The organism is Thiohalobacter sp. (genome assembly GCF_027000115.1).
In the GTDB taxonomy this organism is placed as follows: domain Bacteria; phylum Pseudomonadota; class Gammaproteobacteria; order Thiohalobacterales; family Thiohalobacteraceae; genus JALTON01.
Genome location: NZ_JALTON010000058.1, coordinates 15,027 through 41,560, shown reverse-complemented (window position 1 = coordinate 41,560; position 26,534 = coordinate 15,027). Strand labels below are relative to the sequence as shown.

The following is a 26,534-nucleotide window of genomic DNA, read 5'->3' as shown; positions in this document are numbered from 1 at the left end:
TTTCGTGGCCATTGATTTGAAGGATAAACCGCCGCCATGTACAAGGTAAGAAAAGACGAGCCGAAATATGCCTTCATTCCGGATGTAGAGCACCCGGAAAGAAACCGCTATGGCAAGCCCGTGCAACTGGTGGACGAGAACGATCCGCTGGCCGGCAAGAGCCTGAACATCAATGGCGACAGCGGCATTGGCGACAATCCCAACCGCTACAAGCAGCACGGCTTCTATTTCAACGCCGACAACTGCATCGCCTGCCATGCCTGCGAGGCGGCCTGCGCTGAAAAGAACAATACACCGCCGCACCTCGCATTCCGCTCCGTCGGGTATCTCGAAGGCGGCAGCTATCCGGCGGTACAGCGCCTGAACATTTCCATGGCTTGCAACCACTGCGACAATCCGGTGTGCCTCAAGGGCTGCCCGACGCGCGCCTATACCAAGTTCGCGGAATACGGCGCCGTGTTGCAGGACCCGGACATCTGTTTCGGTTGTGGCTACTGCACCTGGGTCTGCCCCTACAATGCGCCGCAGCTCGATACCGAGGCTGGGCACGTGTCCAAGTGCAACATGTGCATCGACCGGCTGGAAGTGGGGTTGAAGCCCGCCTGCGCGGCGGCCTGCCTGGGCGGTGCGCTGGACTTCGGCATCATCGAGACGACGCCCGAGGGGCGCAGCCAGCTGGAGACGCGCATACCGGGGTTCCCGGATCCCTCGATCACCCACCCCAATATCCGTTTCCAGCAGATGCGCAGCCTGCCGCGGGAGATGCGGCGGGTGGACAGCGTGCCACTGCGCTATGTGCGCGATGACCAGAACGCGCGTCCCGATCCGGGCGTCAAGAGCGGCCATCACACCGGCTACCGGCCCGCGCCCCTTCCGGTCAGCGAGTCGGATACGGGCTGGAACCTGAAGGCCCTGCGTTCGCGCGAGGACCCGCTGGTGCTGTTCACCCTCATTACTCAGGGCGTGGTCGGAGCTTTCCTGATGCTGTTCCTCGGTCCGCTGTTCGGACTGGAGATGCTGTCGCCGGCGGCGCATCCGGTCGCCTATCCTGTGACCCTGTTCGGGCTGATCGCCTTGCAGACCTTCGGCCTGGTGATATCCACCCTGCACCTGGGGCGCCCGCACCGCTTCTACCGCGCCTTCAACAATCTTCGATACTCGCCGGTGAGCCGGGAAGTCGCCGCGGTGGCGTTGTTCTACAACCTGCTCGGCGCCCATGCCCTGTTCTCGGTGTTGCCGCAGGTCACGGAGCTGGTGCCGGCCGGGGTCGCCGGCGGGCTGGCCACGGCCTCGGGCTGGCTGGCGGTCATCGCGGGGCCACTGGCGTTGTGGTTCATGCACCGCATCTACCGCATCCCCGCGCGGCCCTACTGGAACCACTGGCAGGTGCTCAGCAGTTTCTACGGCAGCATGCTTGTTCTGGGTCCCCTGTTCGCCGGGCTGGTGTTCGTGCCGGTCGCGGCCGCCGCGGGCGAGCCCAGCGGTACGCTGTTGCGGGGACTCGCCTTGCCCATGCTGGCCGGGATCCTGCTCACGGCGTTCGGTGCCTGGCGGCATGTTCTGCATCTGCGGGCCATCGGCGGCGAAGGCGAGGCCGCGCTCGGGGTGTTACGCACCCGGTTCCGCCGTGTGGACCTGTTGCGCTGGGGCCTGACGGGTGCCGCCGCGGTGGCGCTTGCGGCGGTGGCGCTGAGCGGGCAGGGCGGTATCGGTACGGCGCTGCTCTGGGCGCTGGGCGGGGTGCTGGTGCTGGCCGCGGAGCTGCTGGGGCGGGCACTTTTCTATGTGCTGGTGATCCCGACCACCCTGCCCGGTGCCTTCTTCTGGCGCAATCCCGGGTTCCAGGCGCATGCCCGCGAGGCAGGCCTGGCGGAGATGCCGCAGGTCGGCGTCCAGGTGGCGCATCACTGATCGTCGCGATGGGCTGGATGACCGCATGAGAGCCCGCTCCCTCGACGACATCGACAACCCGCTCGAAGCCGCCGTATTCCAGGTACAATACCGGCGCCCCGGCCAGCGCCTGTTGCGGCTGACGGCCGGCGGCCTGATCCTGGCGCGTCACGGGCTGCGCGGGCTGCTGTATGTCTGGCCGCTGGTGCTCATCCTGTTCCTGGATCTGCCCGGCTGGTGGGATGGTCTGCGGGTGCTGCTTGGGGTACTGGCCCTGCTTGCATTCCGCCGCTACATTCTCGGGTCCATCCGTGACGACTACAATCGCTTCGTTCGGGGCCGGTTGCACGACCGGAGCCTGTTCCGAAATGTTCTCTGAAGCGCCCCGGCGGGAAAATTCATGTCCGAGCAGACAGTCAGAACCACCTGCCCCTACTGCGGCACCGGCTGCGGCGTACTGGCCACCGTGGACGAGGCGATGAATGTGCGCGTGGCCGGCGATTCGGAGCACCCCGCCAATTACGGGCGGCTCTGTTCCAAGGGCGCGGCGCTGGGCGAGACGGTGGGGCTGGAGGACCGGCTGCTGTTTCCGGAGATCGACGGCGAACGCACCGACTGGGGCCGCGCGCTTGATCACGTGGCCGGCGAGTTCTCGCGCATCATTGCCGAGACGGGCCCGGAATCGGTGGCCTTCTACGTCTCCGGGCAACTGCTCACCGAGGACTACTACGTTGCCAACAAACTGATGAAGGGCTTCATCGGCGCCGCCAACATCGACACCAACTCCCGCCTGTGCATGTCCTCGGCCGTGGCCGCGCACAAGCGGGCCTTCGGCAGCGACACCGTGCCCGGCTGCTACGAGGATCTGGAACGCGCCAAGCTGGTGGTCATTGCCGGGTCCAACCTGGCCTGGTGTCATCCGGTGCTGTTCCAGAGGTTGCGACAGGCAAAGCGGAACAACCCGGACCTCATGGTGGTGGTCATCGACCCGCGGCGCACCGCGACCTGCGATATCGCCGACCGCCATCTGCCCCTGGCACCGGGCACCGACCACCTGCTGTTCAACGGCCTCCTGTGCTGGCTGCACGACCAGGGCGAGACGCACGCGCTATTCACCGCGCAGGCCACCGAGGGCCTGGACGCGGCGCTGGAGGCTGCGCGCGCGCAGGTCGGCGATCCCGCCCGCGTCGCCGTGGCCTGCGGGCTGGAGGAGGCCGCGCTGATCGACTTCTATCGCCTGTTCGCGCGCACCGAGCGGGTGGTCAGCCTGTTCTCGCAGGGCCTCAACCAGTTTTCCTACGGCACCGACAAGGTCAATGCCCTGATCAACTGCCACCTGCTCACCGGGCGCATCGGCCGCCCGGGGATGGGCCCCTTCTCGCTGACCGGCCAGCCCAATGCCATGGGTGGGCGGGAGGTCGGCGGGCTGGCCAACCAGCTCGCCGCGCACATGGAGCTGGGCAGCGCGGAGGACCGCGAACGCGTGCAGCGCTTCTGGCACGCGCCGGTGATCGCGGACCGTCCCGGGCTGATGGCGGTGGACCTGTTCGAGGCCGTATCCGAGGGGCGCGTGCGGGCGCTGTGGATCATGGGCACCAATCCCGCGGTGAGCCTGCCCGACAGCGCCCGAGTGCGCGAGGCGCTGGCCGCCTGCGAGCTGCTGGTGGTGTCCGACTGCGTGCGTGACACCGACACCACGCAGTACGCGCGCGTGCTGCTGCCGGCGCAGGCCTGGGGCGAGAAGGAAGGCACGGTGACCAACTCCGAGCGCCGCATCTCGCGCCAGCGCGCCTTCCTGCCCAGCCCCGGGGAGGCGCGTCCCGACTGGTGGATCGTTACCGAGGTCGCGCGGCGCATGGGCTTCGCCGAGGCCTTCCCCTATGCCTCGGCGGCCGACGTGTTCCGTGAGCATGCCGCGCTCTCTGCCTGGGAGAACGACGGCCGGCGCGACTTCGACATCGGCGACCTGGCCGAGCTGTCCGACGCCGGCTATGCCCTGCTCGAACCCATTCAGTGGCCGGTGCCGAAGGGTGCGGGGCAGGGCAGGGCGCGGCTGTTCGATGATGGCCGCTTCTTCACCGACAGCGGCCGCGCGCGCTTCGTGGCCGTGGGCGAGCGGGCGCCCGCGCATGCGCCGGGCGCCGACTATCCGCTGGTGCTCAACACCGGCCGGGTGCGCGACCACTGGCACACGCTCACCCGCACCGGCAAGTCGCCGCGCCTGTCCGGTCACATCGTCGAGCCCTATTGCGAGCTGCATCCCGACGATGCCGAGGCCGCCGGGGTCGCCGACGGCGGACTGGTGGAGATCGAGAGCCGCTGGGGCAGCGCCCTGCTCCGCGCGCGGGTCAGCGACGGCCAGCGTCCCGGCTCGGTGTTCGTGCCCATGCACTGGAACAGCCGCTTTTCCAGCCTGCCCAGTATCGACCTGCTGGTGAACCCCGACCGTGACCCGCTCTCCGGTCAGCCCGAGTTCAAGCACACGCCGGTGCGCATCCGTGCCTTTGCTGCGGCCTGGCACGGTTTCCTTCTGTCACGCCGGCGCCTGCCCATGCGCCATGCCCGCTACTGGAGCTGTGCCCGGGGCAACGGCTACTGGCGCTACGAGATCGCCGGCGACCAGCCGCCACGCGACTGGGCGGCCTGTGCCCGGGACCTGCTCTGTAGCGCCGAGGAGCAGGTCGACTGGCTGGAATATTTCGATTCCGCGCGCAACCGCTATCGTGCCGCGCGGCTGGTCGACGGGCGGCTGGAAAGCTGCATCTTCATCGGCCCGGATCCCCGGCTGCCGTCCCGCGACTGGCTGGCCGCGCTGTTCGCCGAGCCGGCTCTCGACGACGACGCACGCATGAGCCTGCTCACCGGCCGCCCCGGCAAGGGCCGGACCGATGCCGGCCGCGTGGTCTGCGCCTGTTTCAATGTCGGCGAGAACACCCTCGTCGAGGCCATTCGCGCGGGCAAGGTGGACAGCGTCGAGGCCATCGGCGCCCTGCTCAAGGCCGGCACCAACTGTGGTTCCTGCATTCCCGAACTGCACGCCCTGCTCGAAGCCCATGGGCATGCGGCTGCGGAAAACCGATAGAGGATACATCCATGAGCCTGAACGATCTGGAGATCGCCCGTGACAACGAAGGCTTCCTGATCGACCCCGCCGACTGGTCGCCCCAGGTCGCGGAACGCCTTGCGGAAGAACTTGGCCTGGAAATGACCCCGGAGCGCTGGGAGATCGTGGAACTGGTGCGGGAACATTTCGAATCGCACCAGGTAGTGCCCGAGGCGAGAATGATATTGAAGCGCCTGCGCGAGCGCCACGGCAAGGCGCGCGCCACCCGCCGCTACATCTACAGCCTGTTTCCATGGGGTTATGGCCAGCAGGCCTGCAAGATCGCCGGCATGCGCAAGCCGCTCAAGCTGATGCTGGATGTCTGAGCAGGACAGCAACCCCGATGGGCACGGCGCCATGCGCCTTTGCCCATCCTGCGAGAGATTCACAGGTAGGATGGGCAAAGCGAAGCGTGCCCATCAGCGAATGTCCGGCAGGAACCGGACCCCGATGGGCACGGCCCTCCGGGCCTTTGCCCATCCTACGAGAGGTTCACAGGTAGGATGGGCAAAGCGAAGCGTGCCCATCACCACCCCAATCAACACGCGACCTCCGCTCCCTACCGCAGCGGCGTAAAACTGAACTTCTGCCCGCCGACACTGGCCTCGTACATCAACCCACCCTTGGCCAGGGTGAAGATGGCCACGCCATTGCTGTAGTCCGCATCCGCCGAAGCGCCGGCCGTTGCTGCCACGGCCGAGGCCTGGGCGCTGAACTCGAAGTTGCCGGACCTGAAATCATCCAGCGTCGCCTTGTCCTTGAAGAAAATGATCTCGCTATAGGCCTGGCCGCCGAGCTGGAAACCGATGGTGACCTGGGTGAGGCTGGAGCGGCCCACCAGGCGCCCGCGCTCGTAGACCTCGCCCTTGCCATAGGCGCCGCCGATGCCCATGCCGCCCTTGGCCACGGTGGGGAACACCGCATAGCCGTAGGCACGGTCGAAGAACACCTTCATGCTCGGATCCTTGTTGCGGAAGGCCGCAATGGCCTCGCGGGCATCGTCCGACGCCGCCTTCTGGTCGCTGGCCTGCTCCTTCGCCAGCGGGTTCCATCCCGCTGGCGCCGGGCCGCCCAGCGTCAGGCCTGCCAGCAGGGTAGTCAGGGCAAACATTCTCAAGGATTTCACGGTAAATCTCCCGGGTTGGCACAGCTCATCCCCGGTTATCGGCCGTCATGCGCCCGAATTGAGTCCCGCCCCCGCCCGGTAGCCTGGCAGGATGGGCAAAGCGAAGCGTGCCCATCGGGAACCTCCAAAGCAACGTATCCCGTAGGATGGGCAAAGCGAAGCGTGCCCATCAATCAACCCACCTGGCTGGCAACCGAACGCCGCTCATCGTCAGACCTCAGCGTCTCCTCCAGCGGACTGACCACTGCTGATCCCCCACGCGAAAGCACATGGGTATAGATCTGGGTTGTCTTGACATCCTTGTGACCCAATTGCTCCTGCACCGTTCTAATGTCCATGCCCCGCTCCAGCAAATGAGTGGCGAACGAATGCCGCAGCGTATGGCAACTCGCCGGCTTGAAAATGCCTGCCCGCCGCAAGGCACCGCGCACGGCCTTCTGTATCACTGTGGGGTCGAGATGATGCCGGCCGGTCCGGTCCGAGCGCGGGTCCCGGCTGCGCCGCGAGGCCGGGAACAGATACTGCCAGGCCAGTGACTTCGCTGCGCCCGGGTATTTCCGTGCCAGCGCGTGCGGCAGGGCGACATCGCCAAATCCTTCGGCGAGATTCTGCTCGTGGATGTTGCGTACCGTTCGAAGCTGGCGCTGCAGCGGCTCGACGAGGGGTTCGGGCAGAGTCACCACCCGGTCCTTGTTGCCCTTACCGGCGCGTACCAGGATGGCCAGGTGTTCGAAATCCAAGTCCTTTACCCGCAGCCGCAGCGCCTCCATCAGTCGCAGTCCGGAGCCGTACAGAAGCCCCGCCACCAGCCAGGGCGTACCACGAAGCTCCGCCAGCAAGCGTTGCACCTCGGCCCGGCTCAGTACCACTGGGATGCGACGCGGCCGCCGCGCCCGGGCCACGGCACCGATATCCCCCAGGGGACGTTCGAGTACGCAGCGGTACAGAAACACCAGCGCGTTCAGGGCCTGATTCTGCGTGCTGGTAGATACGTGCCGCTCTACCGCGAGCCAGCTCAGGAAGTCAGCAACCTCGCGTTCCCGCAGAACTTCCGGGTGCCGCTTGCCGTGAAACAGAATGAAGCGCCTGATCCAGTCCACGTAGGCCTGCTCGGTGCGATAGCTGTAGTGCCGGACGCGGCAGGCGCGACGCACTTGCTCCAGAAAGGGGGAGGGTTTCCGTCCCATGATCTGCCTTCCCTGGCAACAGGGACTGTATTTTTATATAGTATATGGGCGAGTCTTGCAAGGGGTGTGATAGACGGCCGAGTGTCGGCCGCCTATCACACCATCCCGGCATCCGGAGACACGGGTGCCGAGGGAACGAGGCCCTGTAAACGCTTGCTGGGATGGGGGATCTGCGCTAGGTTTTGGAGAAAAGAACAGCGGGCGGTGCTAGCCGGGAGATGGGTTAGACGGCGGGTGGCCGTGTTTGTATTGCGGCCTGCGGCCGTCTAATCACTGTTAGGCGAAAATACAAATGCAGGAAACACACGATATTAACATTATTGCCTGGTGGGGTGCGCTTCTCTCTACATTTCTGGCATTGGTGAAGTTATGGGAATTATGGAATGATCGATTCCGCATCGATATTGGCTATAACTTTACAGGGGCACCAGATATAGGAAATGAAATATTTGTTCGAAACCTTAGTTCAAAACCAATAATTTTGAGTTACTGGGAGTTGTTATACGGATCAGGCAAATGGCCTTTTCGAAAACTTGAGGAGATCGAATCGCCTGGGCCAGATGCATGTGATATAAGGATTGATCCTCATTCAAGTAAAACATTCACATTCGCTGAAGAAAATTATTTTGATTGGGGTTTAAAAACGCTTAAGGGACGAAAGATATATATGCGTTTATATGTAGCGGGTAGGCGTCCTGTAGTGAAAAAGTTATATGGCTAATCTATCGCCTAACAAGGCGCTCGTTCGGACGCAAACTACGCTGCGCTTCGTTTGCGCCGCACAGCTTAATCGTTATACGCGTCATGAAGCCAAAAGACATATGAGGGATTGAGCCTGAAAGCCCAGTGCATTTTCCAGCCCAGAATTTCGTGGTTGTTTTGAGGGGGTAAGCAGTACAGCGTTGCGGTCATTGGCTTCAGTGAGTCTGCATCACTGCAAAGTTTATCGGTTCCACCAGGCCGATCTTGTCCGTTTGATGCGCGGCGAGTAATTTGGCCACAGTGGTCTCGGGTACCGTACCCGTGTTGTTTTTGTTTCAGAAAGGCTGTTTTGAAATCTGGCATGGAGTTTAAAGGCGGCGTAGAGTTGTCATTCAACGGAAGAGGTGGCAGCAGAGCGTATGGCATTCCAAACAACCATCAGTGATAGGCGTATAACCATTGGGTCAAGCCGACGCTGTAACTGTCGGCGGCTCTTAGGAAAGTCCGGTGTTGGCGCGTCTTACCCAAACCGTTATGTGTAAAGGAATGGAGAGATAGGTGCCGACGAGCCGTATCACAATAAAATCCACCAAATCCGTAGACGATTTTTCTGAGCTTAATCGTCTAACAGAGGCGCTGGTAGTAGTGGATGAGATATACCGATTAATGTCGAGGCCTGAAGTAATCCGTCAAACGCGAAAGATAGATTTTCGAAGGAAAGAATATAAAGAAATTGAAGGCGCTAGGCTTATTGGCTTTCGCGTAAGCTCTCCGCCAGAAATCACGATAGTAGTTGATAACATATGGTTGGGTGCTCTTGCGTTCGTCCTAGTCAACTATAAAACCGTCAAAGAGAATCTTATCGAAATATTTGAAGACGGAACTAAGATACTGCACGGGATCTCGGGATTGACCAAAAATGAAATTGACAATATCAAGTTAGGCGTGAAGCTATTTTACGATCAACTCTCTGAGCTAACCAGTAAAGACATTGAGCGCCTAGAAAGCAGGATAAAAAAGGTTAGGTCCAAGCTTAGTCTTGAGTCTGTAAAAGAAATTATAGCGGAACGAGATGAAAACACATAACAATACGCTCGTTCGGACGCAAACTACGCTGCGCTCCGTTTGCGCCGCACAGCTTGGTCGTTAGCCATCGAGCGATTTGGATAGAGAAGGCATAAAAAACGTGAGTCGCCCAAAAAGAAACCCCGCTTTCGCGGGGGTTCCTCTTTCAGCAGATTGTCGCGGGCTTCAGAGCGCAGTAACGCTCGCTGCCTGCAGCCCCTTGGGGCCGCGCTCAACTTCGAAGCTGACCTGCTGGCCTTCGGCGAGGGTCTTGAACCCGCCGCCCTGGATGGCGGAGAAGTGGACGAACACGTCGTCACCGCCCTCGGCGGGAGAGATGAAGCCGAAGCCCTTGGATTCGTTGAACCACTTGACGGTACCTGTTGCCATTTTCATTACCTTCTTTACAGATTTGATGAACGGTTCGGTTGCAAAACGCTGAAGGTAATACAGAAGATACCGCGGGGATGCTTGCTGAACAGACCTTGAGGATGTGCAATCGGAACGCTGTGTTTGCCCCTGGATGCCCGTTTCGGGTATCGCCTTGTTGAGGGACAGACTCAGTGTACAGGAAAATGGGCGGATGGCAACAGAAATTTGCTTGGTTGATCGATTTTGCTTTCGGGATCCGAGACTCGGTGAGTTGTGTCCGCCTGCAGGTCGGTATTACCCGTGAAGTGGAAACGAGGGGGCTGAGATGACGCGGGCGCTGGTTTCATGGAGCAGCGGCAAGGACAGCGCCTGGGCGCTGCATCGCCTGCGTCAGGACGCGCGATACGAGGTGGTCGGGCTGTTCTGTACCGTCAATCGCGCCTTCGGGCGGGTGGCCATGCATGGTGTGCGCATCACGCTGCTGCGCGCGCAGGCGGCGCGCCTGGGCCTGCCGCTGGAGGTCATCGAGCTGCCCTTTCCCTGCAGCAATGCCGCCTACGAGCGCATCATGGGTGCCTTCGTGGAGAAGGCGCGGGGGCAGGGTATCGGGGCATTCGCCTTTGGGGACCTGTTTCTGGAGGACGTGCGCGCCTATCGCGAGCGGCAGCTCGAGGGCAGCGGCATCGCGCCGGTGTTTCCCCTGTGGGGCGAACCGACCGGGGCGCTGGCGCGGGAGATGATTGCGGCCGGTCTGCGCGCGGTGCTGACCTGTGTCGATCCCCGCCAGGCGCCTGCCGCGCTGGCGGGGCGTGCGTTCGATGCGGCCTTGCTTGCGGAGCTGCCCGAGGGTGTCGATCCCTGCGGGGAGCGCGGGGAGTTCCACAGTTTTGTGTGGGATGGTCCGATGTTCAGCGCGCCGGTCTCGGTTGAGCCGGGCGAGGTTGTGGAGCGGGACGGATTCCTGTACGCGGACCTGGTGCCGGCGGGGGCATAGCCGCCCCGCGCCGACGCCAGGTCGCAAACAGGCGGGTTGTCAGCGGGTGATGTAGTTGGAATGCAGCCAGCCGGTCAGGCCCTCCGCTTCCACTTCCCACCAGCTTCCCTGTTTCTGGCCGGTCGGCGTGACGGGCGTTCCGCGTGCAAGGGATTTCAGGATGGGCGCGCTGGTGGAGGGGCCGGAACGGAAGTTGACCCTGGCGCTGGTCATGTAGCCGGCCTGATCCGGTTGTGTTGCCGCGGCCGGCGTTGCGCCGAGCTGGGTGACCAGCTTGTTGTGGGCATCCAGGAATGCTGCGGCCGTGATCTTGCCGATATCCGTACTTTCGTAGGCGCCGCCCGCGCCGGCGACGCCACCGGCGAATGCCAGCCCGCCAAAGCCGATATCACGTTTCTTGGCGCTGCCTTCGGCAACGGCTTCCTGCACGCCGGTGCGCACGTTGGTCACCGCCAGCATGACCTGTGCTTCCAGGTTCGTGGTCTTGATGCCGGCGGCGACCGCGCCGGCGACACCCGGCAGCAGGGCGCCCAGGCCGCCGAATCCGCCGCCTGAGTTGGCATCCTGGAAGATGATACTGGGCGTGATGATGTAATCGGCGGCGACCATCTGCCCGCCACCCATCTGGCTGCCCTTCTGCAACTGGCCGCCTGCGGCGAGTGCCCGTTCGCGCTGGAGCGCCGAGGAAGCGGCGCCGCGATCGACTACCCGGAAGCAGCGGCTCTGGGCCATGATGAGACGGATCAGCGGGACGGGGCTCGTCAGCCCGTACTGCGCGTAATTGGCGTTCTCCGGTTCGAGCAGCGCGGCGGTGCCGATCGGCCGCGCGCACTTGATCAACTGCCGGGCCTCGCCATCGGCGCCGGCGTTGCCGCCGGAGCCCGTGACCATGGTGGAGCCTTCGCCGAGCCGCGTCTGGTTGGCGACGCAGCCGGACAATGCCAGCCCCATCAATACCGCGAGCCCTGATCTTGTGATGTTTTTCATGGTGCATCTCCCTCTGCCTGCTGTTCGCTGAGAAGTCGCTCGCCGGTCTGCGGGGCATTCCGGGCTCGTGGTCCACGTCGCCTGTACGCATCCCGCAGATTCGGTTGGTTTTCCGCCGCGCCGGCTGATGCCGGGGTGAATCCGTGTTCCATTCTAATGGGGCATGTGTGGCTTTCAAGCCGTGCTGCTGTTCCGGCGATGGGCAGCGGGTGGGTCCGCGGGCAGCGCTGCGGCCGGTCGCATGGACGGGGACGGGCTGCCGTGCCTCTCAATCCTGCCGGCGCTCGTCGCGCGGCTGCCCGCACTGCCAGCAGATCTCGAAGCTTGCGTCGTTTTCCTCGCCGCAGCGGGGACAGGTCCAGGGGCTGCCCTTGTCCCTCGCCGGTGCGGATTTCAGGGGTTGCAGAGCGGTCCGGGCACGGTCGATATCGGCCTCGGCGACCCAGATCTGCGGCCAGATCTCCTGCGCGGGCAGTTCGCCCAGCGCCCCGGACAGGAACTCGTTGCGCACCAGGTAGGGGATGCCGGCGGCATCCAGCAGATCGCGCGCCGGTTGCAGGGCGATGAGGTCCGGGGCCGAGTACAGGCGGATCATTGCGGCTGTTCCAGGATGGGCTGGAGTCGCAGCACGCCGTCGACGTCCGGCAGCGGATAGCGGGTCTGGCCCAGCCGTGCACCGAAGGTGCCGATGGGCCGGAAGGGGCCGATGGGGCTGCCGGCCAGGAACAGGGCGTAGCGGCCGGGTGTGAGGGCGCGGGTGACCAGCACGGGGCCCTCGGGCGTGTGCTCGATACGGTGGCCACCGAATGGGCTGGCCAGCGGATCGCCGATGAAGATGCCTTCGCCGGGCATGGCCACGCTGTCCCAGTAGGCCTCGACCAGCCGCGCGCCGTGCAGGTAGCGCGCCATCACCACGCCCGGATGGGGGAACTTGCCGAGCAGGTTGCAGGGCTCGACCACGGTGCCATAGCTGCCGGTGGCGCCTGCCTCCAGCCAGCGCAGCGCGCTCATCTGTTTCGAGTCGGTGAGCTGGCCGCCCGCCGAGGTCAGGTGGTCGGCCACGGCGCCGGGCAGGAAGCCGAGACTGTCGAGGCCGTCCACCTGGGCCCGGCCGGTGAAGTAGAACAGGATGTCGCGCACGTCATGCAGGGCATCCGCCTCGATGATCTTGATGTCGATCAGTGGTGCCAGCCGTTCGCGGATGGCCGGAAAGAACACCTTGCGCACATTGCGCGCCTTGTCGGATGTAACCAGAAGGTAGGCGCGGCCCTGCGGCCAGCGGTCCTCGGCGGCAAGCCCGCGGTCTATCAGGGCCCTTGCCTGGTCGAAGTCGCGCGCGGCAATGGCCATGGTGGGCAGGATGGCCGCAGCGCCCGGCGCGGACAGGTCGCCGCCATAGCGCGGATTGCGGCGGGTGGGGGCGCAGCGCTGCTTCGAGCACCAGGCGCGGTCGAAGCCGGCGGCAAAGGCCGTGGTGATGGACATGCAGCCGACGCGGTAGGGCCGGGCCCAGGTCAGAGCCAGCGCGCGGGTGCCCGGCGGTAAGCGGTCCATGACCGTGCGGCGGATGCGCTCGAACTGTTTCGGCGGTAGCTGCCGGCGTTCCGGGTTCAGGCGCACGTGGATGAACTGTTGCGGATCGAGGCCCCGCCGCTCGCGGTAGTAGTCCGCGATGCGCAGGCTGAGCGGGTCCTCGTCGTTGATAACAACCGCCAGCTCCGACGGCTGCAGCCGGTAGCGGGGCATTTGTACCTGAAGCTCGGCATGCGCGGGCAGTGCCATGCAGAGCAAGGCCAGCAGCAGGAGAAGATTTGGCAGTGACGGCATCTGTCTATTCACCCGGCAACCGAATATGTCGTGTTCAGGATACAGAGAAAGCCTCTGAACAGGGCATATTTGGTTGCTGGGTGAATAACATGGCAGAGAGCCCCTGCGTGACGCAAGCTGGGCGCTTCTGGTGCAATTGGGTATATTCCCCGCCCATGTCCGCACGGTTGCCACCCGAGTTCGTCGATCGTTTCACCGAGATCCATGGCGAGGACGAGGCAGCCGCGCTGCTCGAGGCCTTCTCCGCGCCCCGCTTCGTCTGTTTTCGCGTCAACAGGCTGAAGGCGGAAGTCGAACCCGTCATCGCCGAGCTTGTCCGCCTGGGTATCGCGCCGCGCTCCGTCGACTGGAAACCCGATGCCTTTCTGTTGCCCGCGGCCGACAAGCGCCGCCTCACCGAGAGCGCGCCTGCACAGCGGGGCGAGATCTATGTTCAGGGCCTGTCCAGCCAGCTCGCGCCCTGGCTGCTGGACCCGCAGCCGGGCGAGGAAGTGCTGGATCTCGCCGCCGCGCCCGGGGGCAAGACGCTGCAGATGGCCGCCATGATGGCGAACCGCGGCCGCATTGCGGCGGTGGAGGCGGTACGCTCCCGCTTCTTCCGGCTGCGCGCCAATCTCGAAGCGCAGGGCGCGACCTGTGTGCAGACCTATCTGGCCGATGGTGCGAAGGTCTGGCGCAAGGTGCCGGAACGCTTTGACCGGGTGATGCTGGACGCGCCCTGTTCCAGTGAGGCGCGCATGCACCTCGATGCCCCGGACAGCCTGCGCTACTGGAGCCCGAAGAAGCTGCGCGACATGAGCCGCAAGCAGGGGCGCCTGCTCTATTCCGCAGTGCAGGCACTCAGGCCCGGCGGACGGCTGCTCTACGCGACCTGTTCCTTCGCGCCGGAAGAGAACGAGGCCGTGGTCGACCGTGCGTTGCGTGTGTTCGGCGAGGCGCTGGCGCTGGTGCCGGTGTCGGTGCCGCTGCCGTCGCGACCGGGCTTGCGGGAATGGCGCGGCAAGGCCTTTGCCCCGGCGCTTGAGCACGCGGTCCGGGTGCTGCCCGGGGCGGAGCAGGGCGGGTTCTTTCTGGCGCTGCTGGAGAAGCGGGCATCGACGCAGGGTTGATGGGTTGCCGTGATGGGCACGCTGCGCTTTGCCCATCCTGCCTCGCTGGCGGCGGGAACGGCTTGAACATGTCGATGGGCACGGCCCTGCAGGCCTTTGCCCATCCTACGTCACCACCGCTGCGAGAGGTAGGATGGGCAAAGCGAAGCGTGCCCATCAAAAGCCTGCCTATTCAAAGTCCAGCCCGGCAATTCGCGCGGGTTCCTCCCGCCCCCAGTCTTCTGGATACCAGCCTCTCGCCACCAGGCGATGAAAGGAACTGTACGGCCAGTCGCCTGCACTCGGGACCAGTCCGTGCTTCACAGGATTGAAGTGGATGTAATCCAGATGCCTTTCCCAGTCTGCCTGGTCACGAATCCGGTGTTCCCAGAAACGGCGTTGCCAGATGCCCTTTTCCCGTTTCGAAATCCGGGACACCGAGTCCGCGCGTGCCGGAAGCCCGATCGAAAATCCGCGCTTGATCAGTGCCCAACGCGTGGAATAGTCAGTGTCGGATTCCGGGAGTGTCCACATGGCATGGAGATGATCGGGCATGACCACGATGGCATCGATGCGAAAGGGGTGTCGGTGGATGACCCGACGGAATGCCTGGCGAAGCCGGTCGATGTGCTCGACGAGCAGGGGTTGCCGGTGGTGGGTGACGACGGTAAAGAAGAAACAGCCGCCAGCCTGGCGTGCGCGACGGTAGTTCATGGATCCTCCCTGATCCTTTCTCGGACGACCAACGGGCGAAATTCTTCTCGCCCAGAGGGCCAAAGGGTAGGGCAAAGGGTGGGGGGCGGTAAAGTTGTTGTGATGGGCACGCTCCGCTTTGCTTATCCTACCGGCACTGCCGCGGGAATGGTTTGAACATGCCGATGGGCACGGCCCAGCGGGCCTTTGCCCATCCTACGTCACCACCGCTGCGAGAGGTAGGATGGGCAAAGCGCAGCGTGCCCATCGGGAGCACTAGTAAAAGCTCCGCAGCCTGAGTTCGGCGGGCCCGGGATTGAGGTAGGTCTGGTCGGTGACGTCGGGATGCGGGTGCTTGCGGAAGTGGTGTTTCAGCAGCGCCAGCGGGACGGTCCGCGGCACCTTGCCGAGGCAGTAGGCGTCGGTGAGCTCCAGCAGTTCCTGCCTGTCCTCGGGCGAGAGCGCGCGCTTGAGATGGCCCATGAGGCGATGCAGGACGTTGCTATGACGCCTGGGCGTTGCGCGCCGTTTGAGGGTTTCCATGAGCAGGACGATGTAGCGGTCGGCGAGTTCGGGCAGGGGGTGAGTACCGATGCGCGCAATCAGATCGTCAAGGGCACGGCAGGATGCCTGGCCGTGGGTCATGATGGCGAGTCTGTGGCGAGCATGGAAATCCGCCAGTCGCCGCGCGGTGAGCCGCCGCCGGCGGAGCTGGCGCCAGCGATGCCAGGTGAACACGCGTTCCAGCCAGTTGTCGCGCAGGGCGGGATCGCCGAGGCGGTCGTCCTCCTCGCAGGGAATGAGTGGATTGGCGGCCATGAATTCCCGGGCATAGAGCCCCACACCCTGACGTTTCATGCCCTGGTCGGTATGCAGCTTGACGCCCTTCATGCCGCAACTGGGCGACTTCGATTTGAAGATGTACCCGTCCAGGTCGCCCAAGTGGCGGGCCTGGCGGCGGCCGAAGCGCTGCATGGCCCCGGTCACGTCGAGATCGGCATCCTCGACGCCCACCAGCCGCGGAGCTTCGGGATCGCCGACCAGGCGGATGGGCGGGCGGGGCACACCGAGGCCGATCCCGACCTCGGGGCACACGGGAACGAACTCGAACAGCTCGCCCAGCGTGCGCCGGATGTAGCTGTCCTGCTTGTGATCGCCGTCCCAGCGCACCCGCTCGCCGAGCAGGCAGCTGGAGATGCCGATGCGGATGGGGCTTTGCCGTGCGCTCAACGCGGTGCTCCGAGGGCGCGCGCGCGTTCGGCGCGGGCGGTGGCCTCGGTGGCGGCGTCGTGGCCGGCGCGCGCCTCGGGCCAGTCGGCGATGCTGCGGCGGACGATGTCGGCCAGCGCGGCGATGTGGTCGGCGCGGTCATTGAGCGCCGGAATGTAGTGCAGAGATTCGCCGCCATGGGTCAGGAAGAGGTCGTGGTTCTGTTCCGCGATCTCTTCCAGTGTCTCCAGGCAATCGGCCGAGAAGCCCGGGCAGACCACCTGTACCTTGCGCACGCCTTCGCGCGCCCAGTCACGCAGCAGGTGGTCGGTGTAGGGCTTGAGCCATTCCTCGCGGCCGAAGCGCGACTGAAAGCCGATCTGCCACTCGTCGTCGGCCAGCCCGAGGCGTTCGGCGAGCAGGCGGGCGGTCTTGTGACATTCACAATGGTAGGGATCGCCCGCATCCAGATAGCGGCGCGGCACGCCATGAAAGGACATCAGCAGCCGCGCCTCGGGATCGCGCTGCTCGCGGATGCTGTTGGCCAGCGCGTCGATGTAGCCGGGATCGTCGTGGTAGTGAGTGACCATGCGCAGTTCCGGCAGCCAGCGCCACTGGCGCAGTTCCTCGGCCACGGCATCGAAGGTGGAGCCGGTGGTGGTCGCCGAGTACTGCGGATACAGCGGCAGCACCAGCAGCCGCCGCACGCCGGCCTCGTGCAACCGGCGCAGGGCCGAGGCGATGGAGGGGTTGCCGTAGCGCATGCCCAGCGCAACCACCACCGGGCCGGGCAGGGTGCGTTCGAGTTCGGCCTGCAGGGCCGCCTGTTGCCGGCGGGCGATGTCGAGCAGCGGGGCGCCGGCGTCGGTCCAGATGGCGGCGTAGCTCTTCGCCACCTTGCGCGGGCGCACGCGCAGGATGATGCCGTTGAGTACCAGCCACCACAGCGGCCGCGGGAATTCGACCACGCGCGGATCCCACAGGAACTCGGCCAGATAGCGGCGGACGGCGGCCGCTGTCGGCGCATCCGGCGTGCCGAGGTTGGTGACCAGCACGCCCAGCCGGTCGGGCAGGTCGTGGGCAAAGTCGGGGCTGCCGAGAAAACGGGGCATGGAGGATTCGGATACGGGGTGTGGCCTGGATAGCTCCAGTGTATCCGATCAGGGCGCGCGCGGGTACGCGGCTCAGGCGATGTCGGGATGGGCCTGGGTGTCCTCGGCGGGCGGTTCGGGCTCGTCGCGGAGCAGGTACTGGATGCGGGTCACGCGATCGAGCTGGTTGTGGAAGGCCTGCAGGCAGCGCGGATCGAAGTGGCGGCCGCTCTGGCGGTCCATGAACTCCAGCGCCTCGCGTGGTGTCCAGGCACGCTTGTAGGGCCGTACCGATGTCAGCGCGTCGTAGACGTCGGCGACGGCGACGATACGGGCACAGAGCGGAATGTCCTCGCCCTGCAGCCCGAAGGGATAACCGGTGCCGTCGAACTTCTCGTGATGACCGAGGGCGATGACGGCACCCGTCTGCAGGAACTCGGAGGGGCTGTCCTTGAGGATCTCGTAGCCGATCAGCGTGTGCCGCTTCATGATCTCGAATTCGTCGGGCGGCAGGCGCGAGGGCTTCTGCAGGATGTTGTCGGGGATGCCGATCTTGCCGATGTCGTGCATGGGCGCGGCCAGCTCGATGACCTCGGCCTCGTCGCGGGACAGGCCCATGTCTTCGGCCACCAGCCGGGCGTACTTGGCCATGCGGATGACGTGGTTGCCGGTTTCCTCGTCGCGGTATTCGCCGGCCTTCGCCAGCCGCAGCAGGGTTTCCTGCTCGCGGACGCGGATGGCGCTCACGGCCTCGGAGACGCGTTTCTCCAGCCAGCGGGCACGGTCCTGGATGATCTTGTGCTGGCGGAACTGGGTCAGCAGGTTGCGGCAGCGAACCCGGCACTCGACGCAGTCCACGGGATCGGTCAGGGAATCGGTGGCGCCGGCATCGAGCGCGGCATAGCGGGCGTAGCGGTCTTCGGCGGCGGTGACGATGACCAGCGGCAGGTGGGCGCCGTTGGGCAGTTCGCGAATGCGGCGGATGAGTTCGACGCCGGTGATTTCCGGCAGGTCATAGCGCAACAGCACCAGGTCCGCAGCGTGCCAGTTGAGCCAGTGCAGCGCTTCGGAAGGCTGGGTGAAGACCTCGACCTGGGTCTCGGCCTCGAATGTCAGTGCCAGTTCGGCCAGGGCCTGCCTGCTCTGGAACTGGTCGTCGACTATCAAGACAGTCGGCATCGGGCCCCCAATCGTCCCTCGTTCCCTTGGGCGGCACGCGGAGCTTCTTGTTCCTCCCTGTCCTTCGCGTGTCGGTGGTTCCAACCGGCTGCCGGTGTTTCTTTCCGTGTCACCGGACTCGGGACCGCATTCTGCGCGTGGTCCTCGTGCCCGGCTTTCCCGACAGACAAGGGTGCCTATCGGCCGGCAGTCCGTACAACTTTAGCCCGGATTTCGCGATTCGTGATCCGGGTCAGGGACGCTGAGACTGCCCCCGGCCTCAGATGCGCTCGATCCTGGCCAGCTGTTCCTTGAGCTCGCGGATGGTGGTGGTCAGCCGTTCGAGTTTTTCCCGTTCCCTGGCCACCACGGCCTCCGGAGCCTTTTCCACGAAGCCGGGATTGGCGAGTTTCTTCTCGGCCCTCTCCCACTCCGTACGGTGCTTGTCCAGTTCCTTCTTCAGGCGCGCCAGTTCCGCTTCCTTGTCGATCAGCCCGGCCATCGGGATGAACAGTCGGGTCTTCCCGACCAGGGCCGTGGCGGACTCGGGCGCCTCCCCGCCCTCGGCGAGGATCTCTATACTCGCCACTCTTCCGAGATTAATCAAGTACTGGCGGTTCCTTTCCAGAATCTTTCTGTCTTCCTCGCCGGCCGGATCGACGATCACCGGCAGCTTTTTGCGCGGATCGATGTTCATGCCGGAGCGGATCTTGCGTACACCGAGGATGAATGTCATCACCCATTCCATTTCGGCGATGGCCGCGTCATTTATTTGACTTTCATCCGCCTCGGGATAGGGCGCGAGCATGATGGTTTCCCCGCCACGACCCGCCAGCGGCGCGACGCGCTGCCAGATTTCCTCGGTGATGAAGGGCATCAGCGGGTGCGTCAGCCGCAGCAGGCTCTCGAGCACGGTGATCAGGGTATGGCGCGTGCCGCGCTGCGCCTCCGGGCTGGCGGCCTCGTCGCTGAGCACGCTCTTGGACAGTTCCAGGTACCAGTCGCAGTACTGGTTCCAGGTGAACTCGTAGATGGCCTGGGCGGCCAGGTCGAGGCGGTAGCCGTCGACGGCCTCGCGCACCCGGGCCGTGGCCTGCGCCAGCCGCGAGCGGATCCAGTGGTCGGCGACACTGAACACCATGTCGCCGCCGTCGATGCCGCAGTCCCGGCCCTCGGTGTTCATCAGCACGTAGCGCGCGGCATTCCAGATCTTGTTGCAGAAGTTGCGGTAGCCCTCGATGCGGCCCAGGTCGAAGTTGATGTCGCGGCCGGTGGAAGCCAGCGCGGCGAAGGTGAAGCGCAGGGCGTCGGTGCCGAAGGCGGGGATGCCGTCGGGGAAATCCTTGCGCGTCTGCTGCTCGATCTTCTTAGCCATCTGCGGCTGCATCAGTCCCGAGGTGCGCTTGCGGATCAGCGATTCGAGATCGATGCCGTCGATGAGATCGATGGGATCGAGTACATTGCCCTTGGACTTGGACATCTTCTGGCCGTGGGCGTCGCGCACCAGGCCATGGATGTAGACCTCGCGGAAGGGCACGTCGCCCATGAACTTCAGGCCCATCATGATCATGCGGGCCACCCAGAAGAAGATGATGTCGAAGCCGGTGACCAGCACGCTGGTGGGATAGAAGGTTTCGAGTTCCGGGGTCTGTTCGGGCCAGCCCAGGGTGGAGAAGGGCCAGAGCGCGGAGCTGAACCAGGTGTCCAGCACGTCCTCGTCCTGGCGCAGCGGGGTGTCGCCCAGGCCGTGCTTCTCCCTGACCTCTTTCTCGCTGCGGCCGACGTAGACATTGCCGGCCTCGTCGTACCAGGCCGGGATGCGGTGGCCCCACCAGATCTGGCGCGAGATGCACCAGTCCTGGATGTTGCGCATCCACTCGAAATAGGTGTTCTTCCAGTTGTCCGGCACGAAGCGGATGCGGCCGGTTTCCACTGCCTCGATGGCGGGCTTCGCCAGCGGCTCGGCGCGGACGAACCACTGGTCGGTGAGGAAGGGCTCGATGACCGCGCCGGAGCGGTCGCCGCGCGGCACCATCAGCCGGTGGTCCTCGACCTTCTCCAGCAGGCCGAGTGCCTGCAGGTCGTGCACGATGACATCGCGCGCCTCGTAGCGGTCCAGCCCGCGATACTTCTCCGGGACCTGGTCGTTCATGGCCGCATCGACCGTGAACACGTTGATCATGGGCAGCTTGTGGCGCTGGCCCACGGCATAGTCGTTGAAGTCGTGCGCCGGGGTGATCTTCACCACGCCGGTGCCGAACTCGGGGTCGACGTATTCGTCGGCGATGATCGGAATCTCGCGGTCGGCCAGCGGCAGCCTCACCGTCCTGCCGACCAGGTCGCGGTAGCGTTCGTCATCGGGGTGCACGGCCACGGCGGTGTCGCCGAGCAGGGTCTCGGGACGGGTGGTGGCGACCACCAGATGGCCGGAGCCATCGGCCAGCGGATAGCGCATGTGCCACAGGTGCCCGGATTCCTCCTCGGACACCACTTCCAGATCGGATACCGCGGTGTGCAGCACCGGGTCCCAGTTCACCAGCCGCTTGCCGCGGTAGATGAGGCCGTCCTCGTACAGCTTGACGAAGACCTCGCGCACCGCCGCCGACAGGCCCTCGTCCATGGTGAAACGTTCGCGCGACCAGTCCAGCGAGGCGCCCATGCGTCGCAACTGGCGGGTAATGGTGCCGCCGGACTCGGCTTTCCACTGCCAGACCCGCTCGATGAACTGCTCGCGGCCCAGATCGTGCCGCGTCAGGCCCTCGGCCTCGAGCTGGCGCTCCACCACCATCTGGGTGGCAATGCCGGCATGGTCGGTGCCCGGCTGCCACAGGGTGTTGTCGCCCCGCATGCGGTGGTAGCGGATCAGCGCGTCCATGATGGTGTCCTGGAAGGCATGCCCCATGTGCAGGCTGCCGGTGACGTTCGGCGGCGGGATCATGATGCAGTAGGGCCTGCCCTCGCCACGTGGCGCGAACCAGCCGCGGGATTCCCAGGTTTCGTACCAGCGCTGCTCGATGGCGTGGGGATCGTAGGTCTTGTCCATCAGGCCAGGGGCTCCGGGGGCTGCGATGCGGAGGGCGCATTATAGCGGAGTGAGGGGTGGGGCGTGAGGCGTGAGGGCAGGGCGCGGGGCACGGTGGGTGCCGTGCCGTGCCGGGCGGGCATCCCTTTCTTCTCGGCGTGCTCTGCGCCTCTGCGACCTCTGCGTTGTCAGCGCCTCATTTCCGACTGTCCTCGCCCAGCTTGTGCGATGCCAGCGGGTAGCCGCGTTCACGGTAGAAGCGATAGCGGGCGCGGGCGGCCTCCAGCCATTCCGGCTGCTGGTCGACCAGTTCCACCACGCGCTCGAAGCGGCCGAAGAACAGGGGGACTTCCTGGGCAAAGTTGATCAGCACGTCGGTGTGGGTGTCGGGCTCGTGGTCGTGGCCGAGCAGGACGGGCGTGTGCGCGGCCTCGGGATCCGGGTGACAGACATGGGGCACGAAGCTGCCGGCGCGGAAGGTCCACAGCAGCTGGTCCAGTGCCTGCACCTCGGCGGCGCTGGCGGCATGCACATAGACCCGGTGGCCGGCGGCATAGGCCTTCTCGGCGATGCGGCAGGCGAGCAGCTCGCGCTCGCGGCGGTCGCTGCCGGGGAGAACGTAGAAGTCGACCCGCGTCATGCCGGGGTCCGGCGGCTCAGTGGCCCGCCTTGTGCAGCAGGTACTGGGTCAGCAGCGGCACGGGGCGGCCGGTGGCACCCTTTTCCTTGCCCTGCTTCCAGGCCACGCCGGCGATGTCGAGGTGCGCCCAGCGGTAGTCGCGGGTGAAGCGGGAGAGGAAACAGGCGGCGGTGATGGTGCCGGCCTCGCGGCCGCCGATGTTCTGCATGTCGGCGAAGTTGCTTTCGAGCTGCTGCTGGTAGTCGTCCCACAGCGGCAGCTCCCAGGCGCGGTCGCGCGCGGCGCGGCCGGCGTTCAGCAGCTCGTTGCCGAGTGGCGCGTGGTTGGTGAGCAGGCCGGCGGCATGGCTGCCCAGCGCGATCACGCAGGCGCCGGTGAGGGTGGCGATGTCGATGACCGCGTCCGGCTCGTAGCGCCCGGCATAGGTGAGGGCATCGCACAGGATCAGGCGTCCTTCGGCATCGGTGTTGAGGATCTCGATGGTCTGTCCGGACATGCTGGTGACGATGTCGCCGGGCTTGGTGGCCTGGCCGTCGGGCAGGTTTTCGGTGGCCGGGATGATGCCGACGACATTGATCGGCAGCTCCAGCTCGATCACCGTCCTCAGCGTGCCGAGCACGCTGGCCGCGCCGCACATGTCGAACTTCATTTCGTCCATGGACTGGCCCGGCTTGAGCGAGATGCCGCCGGAGTCGAAGGTCACGCCCTTGCCGACCAGCACCACCGGCTTGCGGTCCTTGCGGCCGCCGCGGTATTCCAGCGTGATCAGCCGGGCCGGCTCGCGGCTGCCGCGTGCCACCGACAGCAGGGCACCCATGCCCAGCTTTTCCATGGCCTTCTCATCCAGCACCGTCACCTTTGCCTTGCGCGACTTGCGGGCCAGCTCGCGGGCGGTATCGGCGAGATAGGTGGGGGTACAGATATTTCCGGGCAGGTTGCCGAGGTCCTTGGCCAGGTTCATGCCGGCGGCAATGGCCGTCCCCTCGCGCACCGCGGCCTCGCCATGGTCGAGGTTGCGGCGGCTGGGCACGCTCAGGGTCATGCGCTTGAGTGGCTTGCGGACCTTCTGCACCTCGCTCTTGCACTGCTCGAAGCGGTACAGGGCGTCCTCGGTGGCGATCACGGCCTGGCGCAGGTTCCAGTACAGGTCGCGGCCCTTGATCGGCAACTCGGTCAGGCAATTCACCGCCTCGGTGGCGCCGGTATCGTTCAGATAGCGCGCGGCGGCGCTCACGGCGGTCTGGAACTTGGTCTCGTCGAACTCGCGTTCCTTGCCGCAGCCCACCAGCAGCACGCGGTCGGCCAGCACGCCGGGGACATTGTGCAGCAGCAGCGTCTGGCCTGGCTGGCCGGGCAGATCGCCGCGGCGCAGCACGCCGCCGATGAAGCCGTGCGAAGCCTTGTCCACCGAGCGCGCCGGTGCCGAGAGGCGGCGGTTTTCGAACACGCCCAGCACCAGGCAGGCGGATCGCTGCTTTTCGGGATTGCCACTCTTGACGGTGAATTTCATGGGGGACTCCTGTGCAAGCGTGAGGGGGGCAGCGACTCGAAAAGCGCGGCGGGCAGGGTGTACACTGCGGCTTTCCGCCCGCGCCGCGGCCCGGCGCAACTTGGCGGCTAGTCTACCGGTTTCGCCGGCCTTTTCCAGATGGGTGGACGGGTACGCGGGTGCTTCGAGTCCTGGATCGATATCTGCTGCGCGAGGTGCTGGCCAGCTGGCTGGCCGTGACCCTGGTGCTGTGGGCCATCGTGGTGGTCAACCGCCTGGTCCGCTACCTGGGCGAGGCGGCCGCCGGCGAGATTCCCGCCTCGGTCATCATGACCCTGTTGGGCCTCAAGTCCATCAGCTATCTCACCACGCTGTTGCCTCTGGCGCTGTTCCTGGGCGTGTTGCTGGCGCTGGGCCGCCTGTATCGCGACAGTGAAATGGTCGCGCTGGCTGCCTGTGGCGTGGGTCCCGCCACCCTGTATCGGCCGCTTCTGGCATTGGCCGGCGTGGTTGCGCTGTTGCTGGCGCTGCTGGCGCTGGAGGTGGCGCCCCGGACCGCGGCGCTCGGCTATGAGCTGCGCGCGCAGGCCGAGGCCGCCACCGACATCGGTGGCGTGGTCGCGGGCCGCTTCCAGGAGGCCCGCGAGGGCCGGCTGATCTTCTACGCCGAGCGGGTCTCCGGCGGCCAGGCAATGGAAAATGTTTTCGTGCGCGATCTGCGCAACGATCCGCCGCTGATCGTCACCGCCCGTCGCGCCGAGGTGGCGCCCCATCCCGAGACCGGAGATCGCTTCCTGGTGCTGGAGGACGGCTGGCGCTATCAGGGCCTGCCGGGGGATCCGGCGTTCCGCATCATGCGCTTCGAGCGTCATGGGCTGCGCGTCGAGTACAGCGGCACGGTGACGGTTCCGGACAAGCAGGACGCGCGGCCCACGCCGGCACTGCTGGCCTCGGCGAGCGCCAAGGACATTGCCGAGCTGCAGTGGCGACTGTCGCTGCCTCTGGCCGCAGTGATGCTGACCTGGCTGGCGCTGCCACTGGCCCGCGCACGGCCGCGTGACGGACGCTGGGGCCGGCTGTTCATCGCTGTGCTGGTGTTCGTCGTCTACTACAACCTCCTTGGCACCGCCCAGGTCTGGGTGGAACGCGGCCTGCTGCCGCCCCTGCCCGGCGTCTGGTGGGTGCATGCCCTGCCACTGCTGCTGGGTGGTCTGCTGTGGTGGCGGGCGCGTCCGCGGCCCGGGCGCGTGCGGACATGAAGATCATCGACCGCTATCTGGGGCGCACGGTTGTGCTGGGCACCGGTATGGCGCTGCTGGTGCTGGTGGCCATCGATGTCTTCTTTGCCTTCCTCAACGAGGTGCAGGAGATCGGCCGCGGCCGCTATGGCCTGCGCGAGGTGATCCTCTATGTCGCGCTGACCGTGCCCGGGCGGATCCACGAGCTGTTTCCCGTATCGGCCCTGCTGGGCGCGTTGCTGGGACTCGGTGCGCTGGCGGCGCAGTCGGAACTGGTGGTGCTGCGCGCGGCCGGGGTGTCCATCAACCGCATTGCGCTGTCGGTGCTGCGCGCGGGGCTGCTGATGCTGGCCGTGGTGGTGGCGGTGGGCGAGTTCGTGGCGCCGCCGGCGCAGCACATGGCCGAGAACCTGCGCGCCACGGCGCAGTCGCAGCGGGTGACCTATCGCAGCGAGTACGGCATCTGGGCACGCGACGGCAACCGATTCGTGCGCATTCTCGAGGTTTTCCCCGATGGCCGGCTCGGTGGCGTGGAGATTTACGAAACCGACGACCGCGGCGCGCTGCGGCGCATCCTGCAGGCCAAGACCGCCGCCTTCGACGAACGCGGCTGGGTGGTGTACAAGGGGCGCGCGGCGACCCTGGCCGAGGACGGCTTCTCGCTGGAGCCCTTCGACGAGATGCGTTGGGATTCCGTGCTCGATCCGGAACTGCTGAGCGTGGTGGCACTGGAGCCCGCCAGCCTTTCGGCGCGCGATCTGCGCCGCTACATCGGCTATCTGCGCGAGAACCGGCTCGATACCGGCCGCTACGAGCTGGCCTTCTGGCAGCGTGTCATGGCGCCGGTCGCGGCGCTGGTCATGCTCTACGTCGCACTGCCGTTCGTCTTTGTCCAGCAGCGCAGCGGCGGGGTGGGACAGCGGCTGCTGATCGGCATCCTGCTCGGGCTTGCGTTCTACCTGATCAACCAGTTTCTTGGTCATCTCGGACAGGTATACGGTTTTCCGCCGCTCGCCAGCGCAGCGTTGCCGTCGCTCCTGTTTGCTGCCTTCGGCGGCTGGATGCTGCATCTGCGGCGCTAGCCCGCATGTTGCACCAGGGCCGCAGCAATATGCGGGCTAGCCCGGATACGGCGTAGCGGAATCCGGGGACGTCAGTTCGGCAGTACCACCACCTCCGACTCCGAAAAGCGGTCGTGCCAGGCCAGGCCCTCGCGGTCGAACAGCAGCCACCACAGGCCGAGGCCCAGCGGCAGCAGCGCGGCGATGGCGGCCATGAAGCGCAAAAGGCTTTGCAGCCAGCCCAGCGGCCGGCCGTCCATGCGCTGTACCCGCAGCTTCCAGGCGCGCATGCCCAGTGTCTGGCCGCCATGGATCCAGAACCAGGCGAAGAACAGGTAGATCACGGCCAGCAGATAGGCCGGGAACAGCGGGTTGTCATGTGCGATGCGCGCGCCGCCACCGAAGGGCATGGCGGCCGCGGTGGCAACGAATAACAGAGCCAGCACCAGCAGCGTGTCATAGAACATGGCGCCCAGTCGGCGCAGCAGCCCTGCGCGCGGCAGGCCGGTGGCGGGTGAGGGAATCGGTGGACGTTTCATGGCGGCCCGTCGGGTCAATACACCTTCGTACCAGATGACAAGGGGTGACGCAA

24 protein-coding genes are annotated in these 26,534 nt (G+C 65.4%); 10 read left to right on the top strand and 14 right to left on the bottom strand.

Annotated elements, in window-relative coordinates:
* The first annotated feature begins 36 nt into the window (after positions 1-36).
* From MVF76_RS11910 to MVF76_RS11895, 4 genes are read left to right on the top strand one after another with little or no spacing between them, the layout of a single operon-like run.
* On the top strand, positions 37-1,911 hold the full coding sequence (locus MVF76_RS11910) for a DmsC/YnfH family molybdoenzyme membrane anchor subunit (protein ID WP_297529410.1): 1,875 nt from the start codon (positions 37-39) through the stop codon (positions 1,909-1,911).
* A gap of 25 nt (positions 1,912-1,936) precedes the next feature.
* Positions 1,937-2,269, top strand: a complete 333-nt coding sequence (locus MVF76_RS11905; RefSeq protein ID WP_297529408.1) for a hypothetical protein — start codon at positions 1,937-1,939, stop codon at positions 2,267-2,269.
* A gap of 21 nt (positions 2,270-2,290) precedes the next feature.
* Positions 2,291-4,972: a nitrate reductase gene (locus MVF76_RS11900; protein ID WP_297529406.1), complete on the top strand. Its 2,682-nt coding sequence runs from the start codon at positions 2,291-2,293 to the stop codon at positions 4,970-4,972.
* Between the two features lie 11 nt (positions 4,973-4,983).
* Positions 4,984-5,319, top strand: coding sequence for a TusE/DsrC/DsvC family sulfur relay protein (locus tag MVF76_RS11895; RefSeq protein ID WP_297529404.1), 336 nt, complete (start codon positions 4,984-4,986; stop codon positions 5,317-5,319).
* Between the two features lie 233 nt (positions 5,320-5,552).
* Here MVF76_RS11895 and MVF76_RS11890 read toward each other — a convergent pair whose 3' ends face one another.
* Together MVF76_RS11890 and MVF76_RS11885 are read right to left on the bottom strand one after the other, a co-directional pair.
* Positions 5,553-6,119: a YSC84-related protein gene (locus MVF76_RS11890; RefSeq protein WP_297529402.1), complete on the bottom strand. Its 567-nt coding sequence runs from the start codon at positions 6,117-6,119 to the stop codon at positions 5,553-5,555.
* A 173-nt stretch (positions 6,120-6,292) separates the two neighbouring features.
* Positions 6,293-7,306, bottom strand: a complete 1,014-nt coding sequence (locus tag MVF76_RS11885) for an integron integrase (protein WP_297529400.1) — start codon at positions 7,304-7,306, stop codon at positions 6,293-6,295.
* A gap of 292 nt (positions 7,307-7,598) precedes the next feature.
* Between MVF76_RS11885 and MVF76_RS11880 the strand changes: the two genes are divergently transcribed.
* Both MVF76_RS11880 and MVF76_RS11875 read left to right on the top strand, forming a co-directional pair.
* On the top strand, positions 7,599-8,027 hold the full coding sequence (locus MVF76_RS11880; RefSeq protein ID WP_297529398.1) for a hypothetical protein: 429 nt from the start codon (positions 7,599-7,601) through the stop codon (positions 8,025-8,027).
* A gap of 539 nt (positions 8,028-8,566) precedes the next feature.
* Positions 8,567-9,094 (top strand): hypothetical protein, encoded by a 528-nt coding sequence (locus MVF76_RS11875; protein WP_297529396.1) that lies wholly within the window; start codon positions 8,567-8,569, stop codon positions 9,092-9,094.
* Between the two features lie 165 nt (positions 9,095-9,259).
* On the opposite strand, the gene MVF76_RS11870 is transcribed toward MVF76_RS11875, so the two are convergent.
* Entirely contained in the window at positions 9,260-9,463 is a 204-nt protein-coding gene (locus MVF76_RS11870) for a cold-shock protein (RefSeq protein ID WP_297529394.1), read from the bottom strand.
* A 307-nt stretch (positions 9,464-9,770) separates the two neighbouring features.
* Between MVF76_RS11870 and MVF76_RS11865 the strand changes: the two genes are divergently transcribed.
* Positions 9,771-10,439 carry an adenine nucleotide alpha hydrolase gene (locus MVF76_RS11865; protein ID WP_297529392.1) on the top strand — a complete coding sequence of 223 codons (669 nt, stop codon included), beginning with the start codon at positions 9,771-9,773 and terminating at the stop codon, positions 10,437-10,439.
* Positions 10,440-10,478: 39 nt separating this feature from the next.
* Here the strand turns inward: MVF76_RS11865 and MVF76_RS11860 are convergent, their stop codons facing one another.
* The 3 genes from MVF76_RS11860 to MVF76_RS11850 all read right to left on the bottom strand — a co-directional run bounded on the left by MVF76_RS11860 (position 10,479) and on the right by MVF76_RS11850 (position 13,253).
* Positions 10,479-11,426 (bottom strand): SH3 domain-containing protein, encoded by a 948-nt coding sequence (locus MVF76_RS11860; RefSeq protein WP_297529390.1) that lies wholly within the window; start codon positions 11,424-11,426, stop codon positions 10,479-10,481.
* A gap of 268 nt (positions 11,427-11,694) precedes the next feature.
* Entirely contained in the window at positions 11,695-12,021 is a 327-nt protein-coding gene (locus MVF76_RS11855; RefSeq protein WP_297529388.1) for a putative signal transducing protein, read from the bottom strand.
* Positions 12,018-13,253, bottom strand: coding sequence for a TIGR03790 family protein (locus MVF76_RS11850; RefSeq protein WP_297529386.1), 1,236 nt, complete (start codon positions 13,251-13,253; stop codon positions 12,018-12,020). Before MVF76_RS11850 ends, MVF76_RS11855 begins: the two co-directional genes overlap by 4 nt.
* A 155-nt stretch (positions 13,254-13,408) precedes the next feature.
* Here MVF76_RS11850 and MVF76_RS11845 point away from each other — a divergent pair, with 155 nt between their 5' ends.
* Positions 13,409-14,362, top strand: coding sequence for an RsmB/NOP family class I SAM-dependent RNA methyltransferase (locus MVF76_RS11845; RefSeq protein WP_297529384.1), 954 nt, complete (start codon positions 13,409-13,411; stop codon positions 14,360-14,362).
* 168 nt (positions 14,363-14,530) lie between these two features.
* On the opposite strand, the gene MVF76_RS11840 is transcribed toward MVF76_RS11845, so the two are convergent.
* The 7 genes from MVF76_RS11840 to MVF76_RS11810 form a co-directional block, all read right to left on the bottom strand.
* Entirely contained in the window at positions 14,531-15,055 is a 525-nt protein-coding gene (locus tag MVF76_RS11840) for an REP-associated tyrosine transposase (RefSeq protein ID WP_297529382.1), read from the bottom strand.
* A 255-nt stretch (positions 15,056-15,310) separates the two neighbouring features.
* A complete protein-coding gene (locus tag MVF76_RS11835) occupies positions 15,311-16,264 on the bottom strand; it encodes a YbgA family protein (protein ID WP_297529380.1) in 954 nt (317 codons plus the stop codon).
* The gene (hemH, locus tag MVF76_RS11830; protein ID WP_297529378.1) at positions 16,261-17,355 is read right to left on the bottom strand and encodes a ferrochelatase; all 1,095 of its coding nucleotides are present in this window, start codon (positions 17,353-17,355) and stop codon (positions 16,261-16,263) included. The genes MVF76_RS11835 and hemH overlap by 4 nt, the downstream gene beginning before the upstream one ends.
* Positions 17,356-17,427: 72 nt before the next feature.
* The gene (locus tag MVF76_RS11825; RefSeq protein ID WP_297529376.1) at positions 17,428-18,513 is read right to left on the bottom strand and encodes an HD domain-containing phosphohydrolase; all 1,086 of its coding nucleotides are present in this window, start codon (positions 18,511-18,513) and stop codon (positions 17,428-17,430) included.
* A gap of 259 nt (positions 18,514-18,772) precedes the next feature.
* A complete protein-coding gene (locus MVF76_RS11820; protein ID WP_297529375.1) occupies positions 18,773-21,535 on the bottom strand; it encodes a valine--tRNA ligase in 2,763 nt (920 codons plus the stop codon).
* A 175-nt stretch (positions 21,536-21,710) separates the two neighbouring features.
* Positions 21,711-22,154, bottom strand: coding sequence for a DNA polymerase III subunit chi (locus MVF76_RS11815; protein WP_297529373.1), 444 nt, complete (start codon positions 22,152-22,154; stop codon positions 21,711-21,713).
* A 16-nt stretch (positions 22,155-22,170) separates the two neighbouring features.
* Positions 22,171-23,664, bottom strand: a complete 1,494-nt coding sequence (locus tag MVF76_RS11810) for a leucyl aminopeptidase (protein ID WP_297529371.1) — start codon at positions 23,662-23,664, stop codon at positions 22,171-22,173.
* A gap of 158 nt (positions 23,665-23,822) precedes the next feature.
* On the opposite strand from MVF76_RS11810, the gene lptF reads away from it, so the two are divergent.
* Both lptF and lptG read left to right on the top strand, forming a co-directional pair.
* Positions 23,823-24,902, top strand: a complete 1,080-nt coding sequence (gene lptF, locus MVF76_RS11805; protein WP_297529369.1) for an LPS export ABC transporter permease LptF — start codon at positions 23,823-23,825, stop codon at positions 24,900-24,902.
* Entirely contained in the window at positions 24,899-25,963 is a 1,065-nt protein-coding gene (lptG, locus tag MVF76_RS11800) for an LPS export ABC transporter permease LptG (protein WP_297529367.1), read from the top strand. The genes lptF and lptG overlap by 4 nt, the downstream gene beginning before the upstream one ends.
* A gap of 71 nt (positions 25,964-26,034) precedes the next feature.
* Here lptG and MVF76_RS11795 read toward each other — a convergent pair whose 3' ends face one another.
* The gene (locus tag MVF76_RS11795; RefSeq protein WP_297529365.1) at positions 26,035-26,481 is read right to left on the bottom strand and encodes an RDD family protein; all 447 of its coding nucleotides are present in this window, start codon (positions 26,479-26,481) and stop codon (positions 26,035-26,037) included.
* Positions 26,482-26,534: the final 53 nt, after the last annotated feature.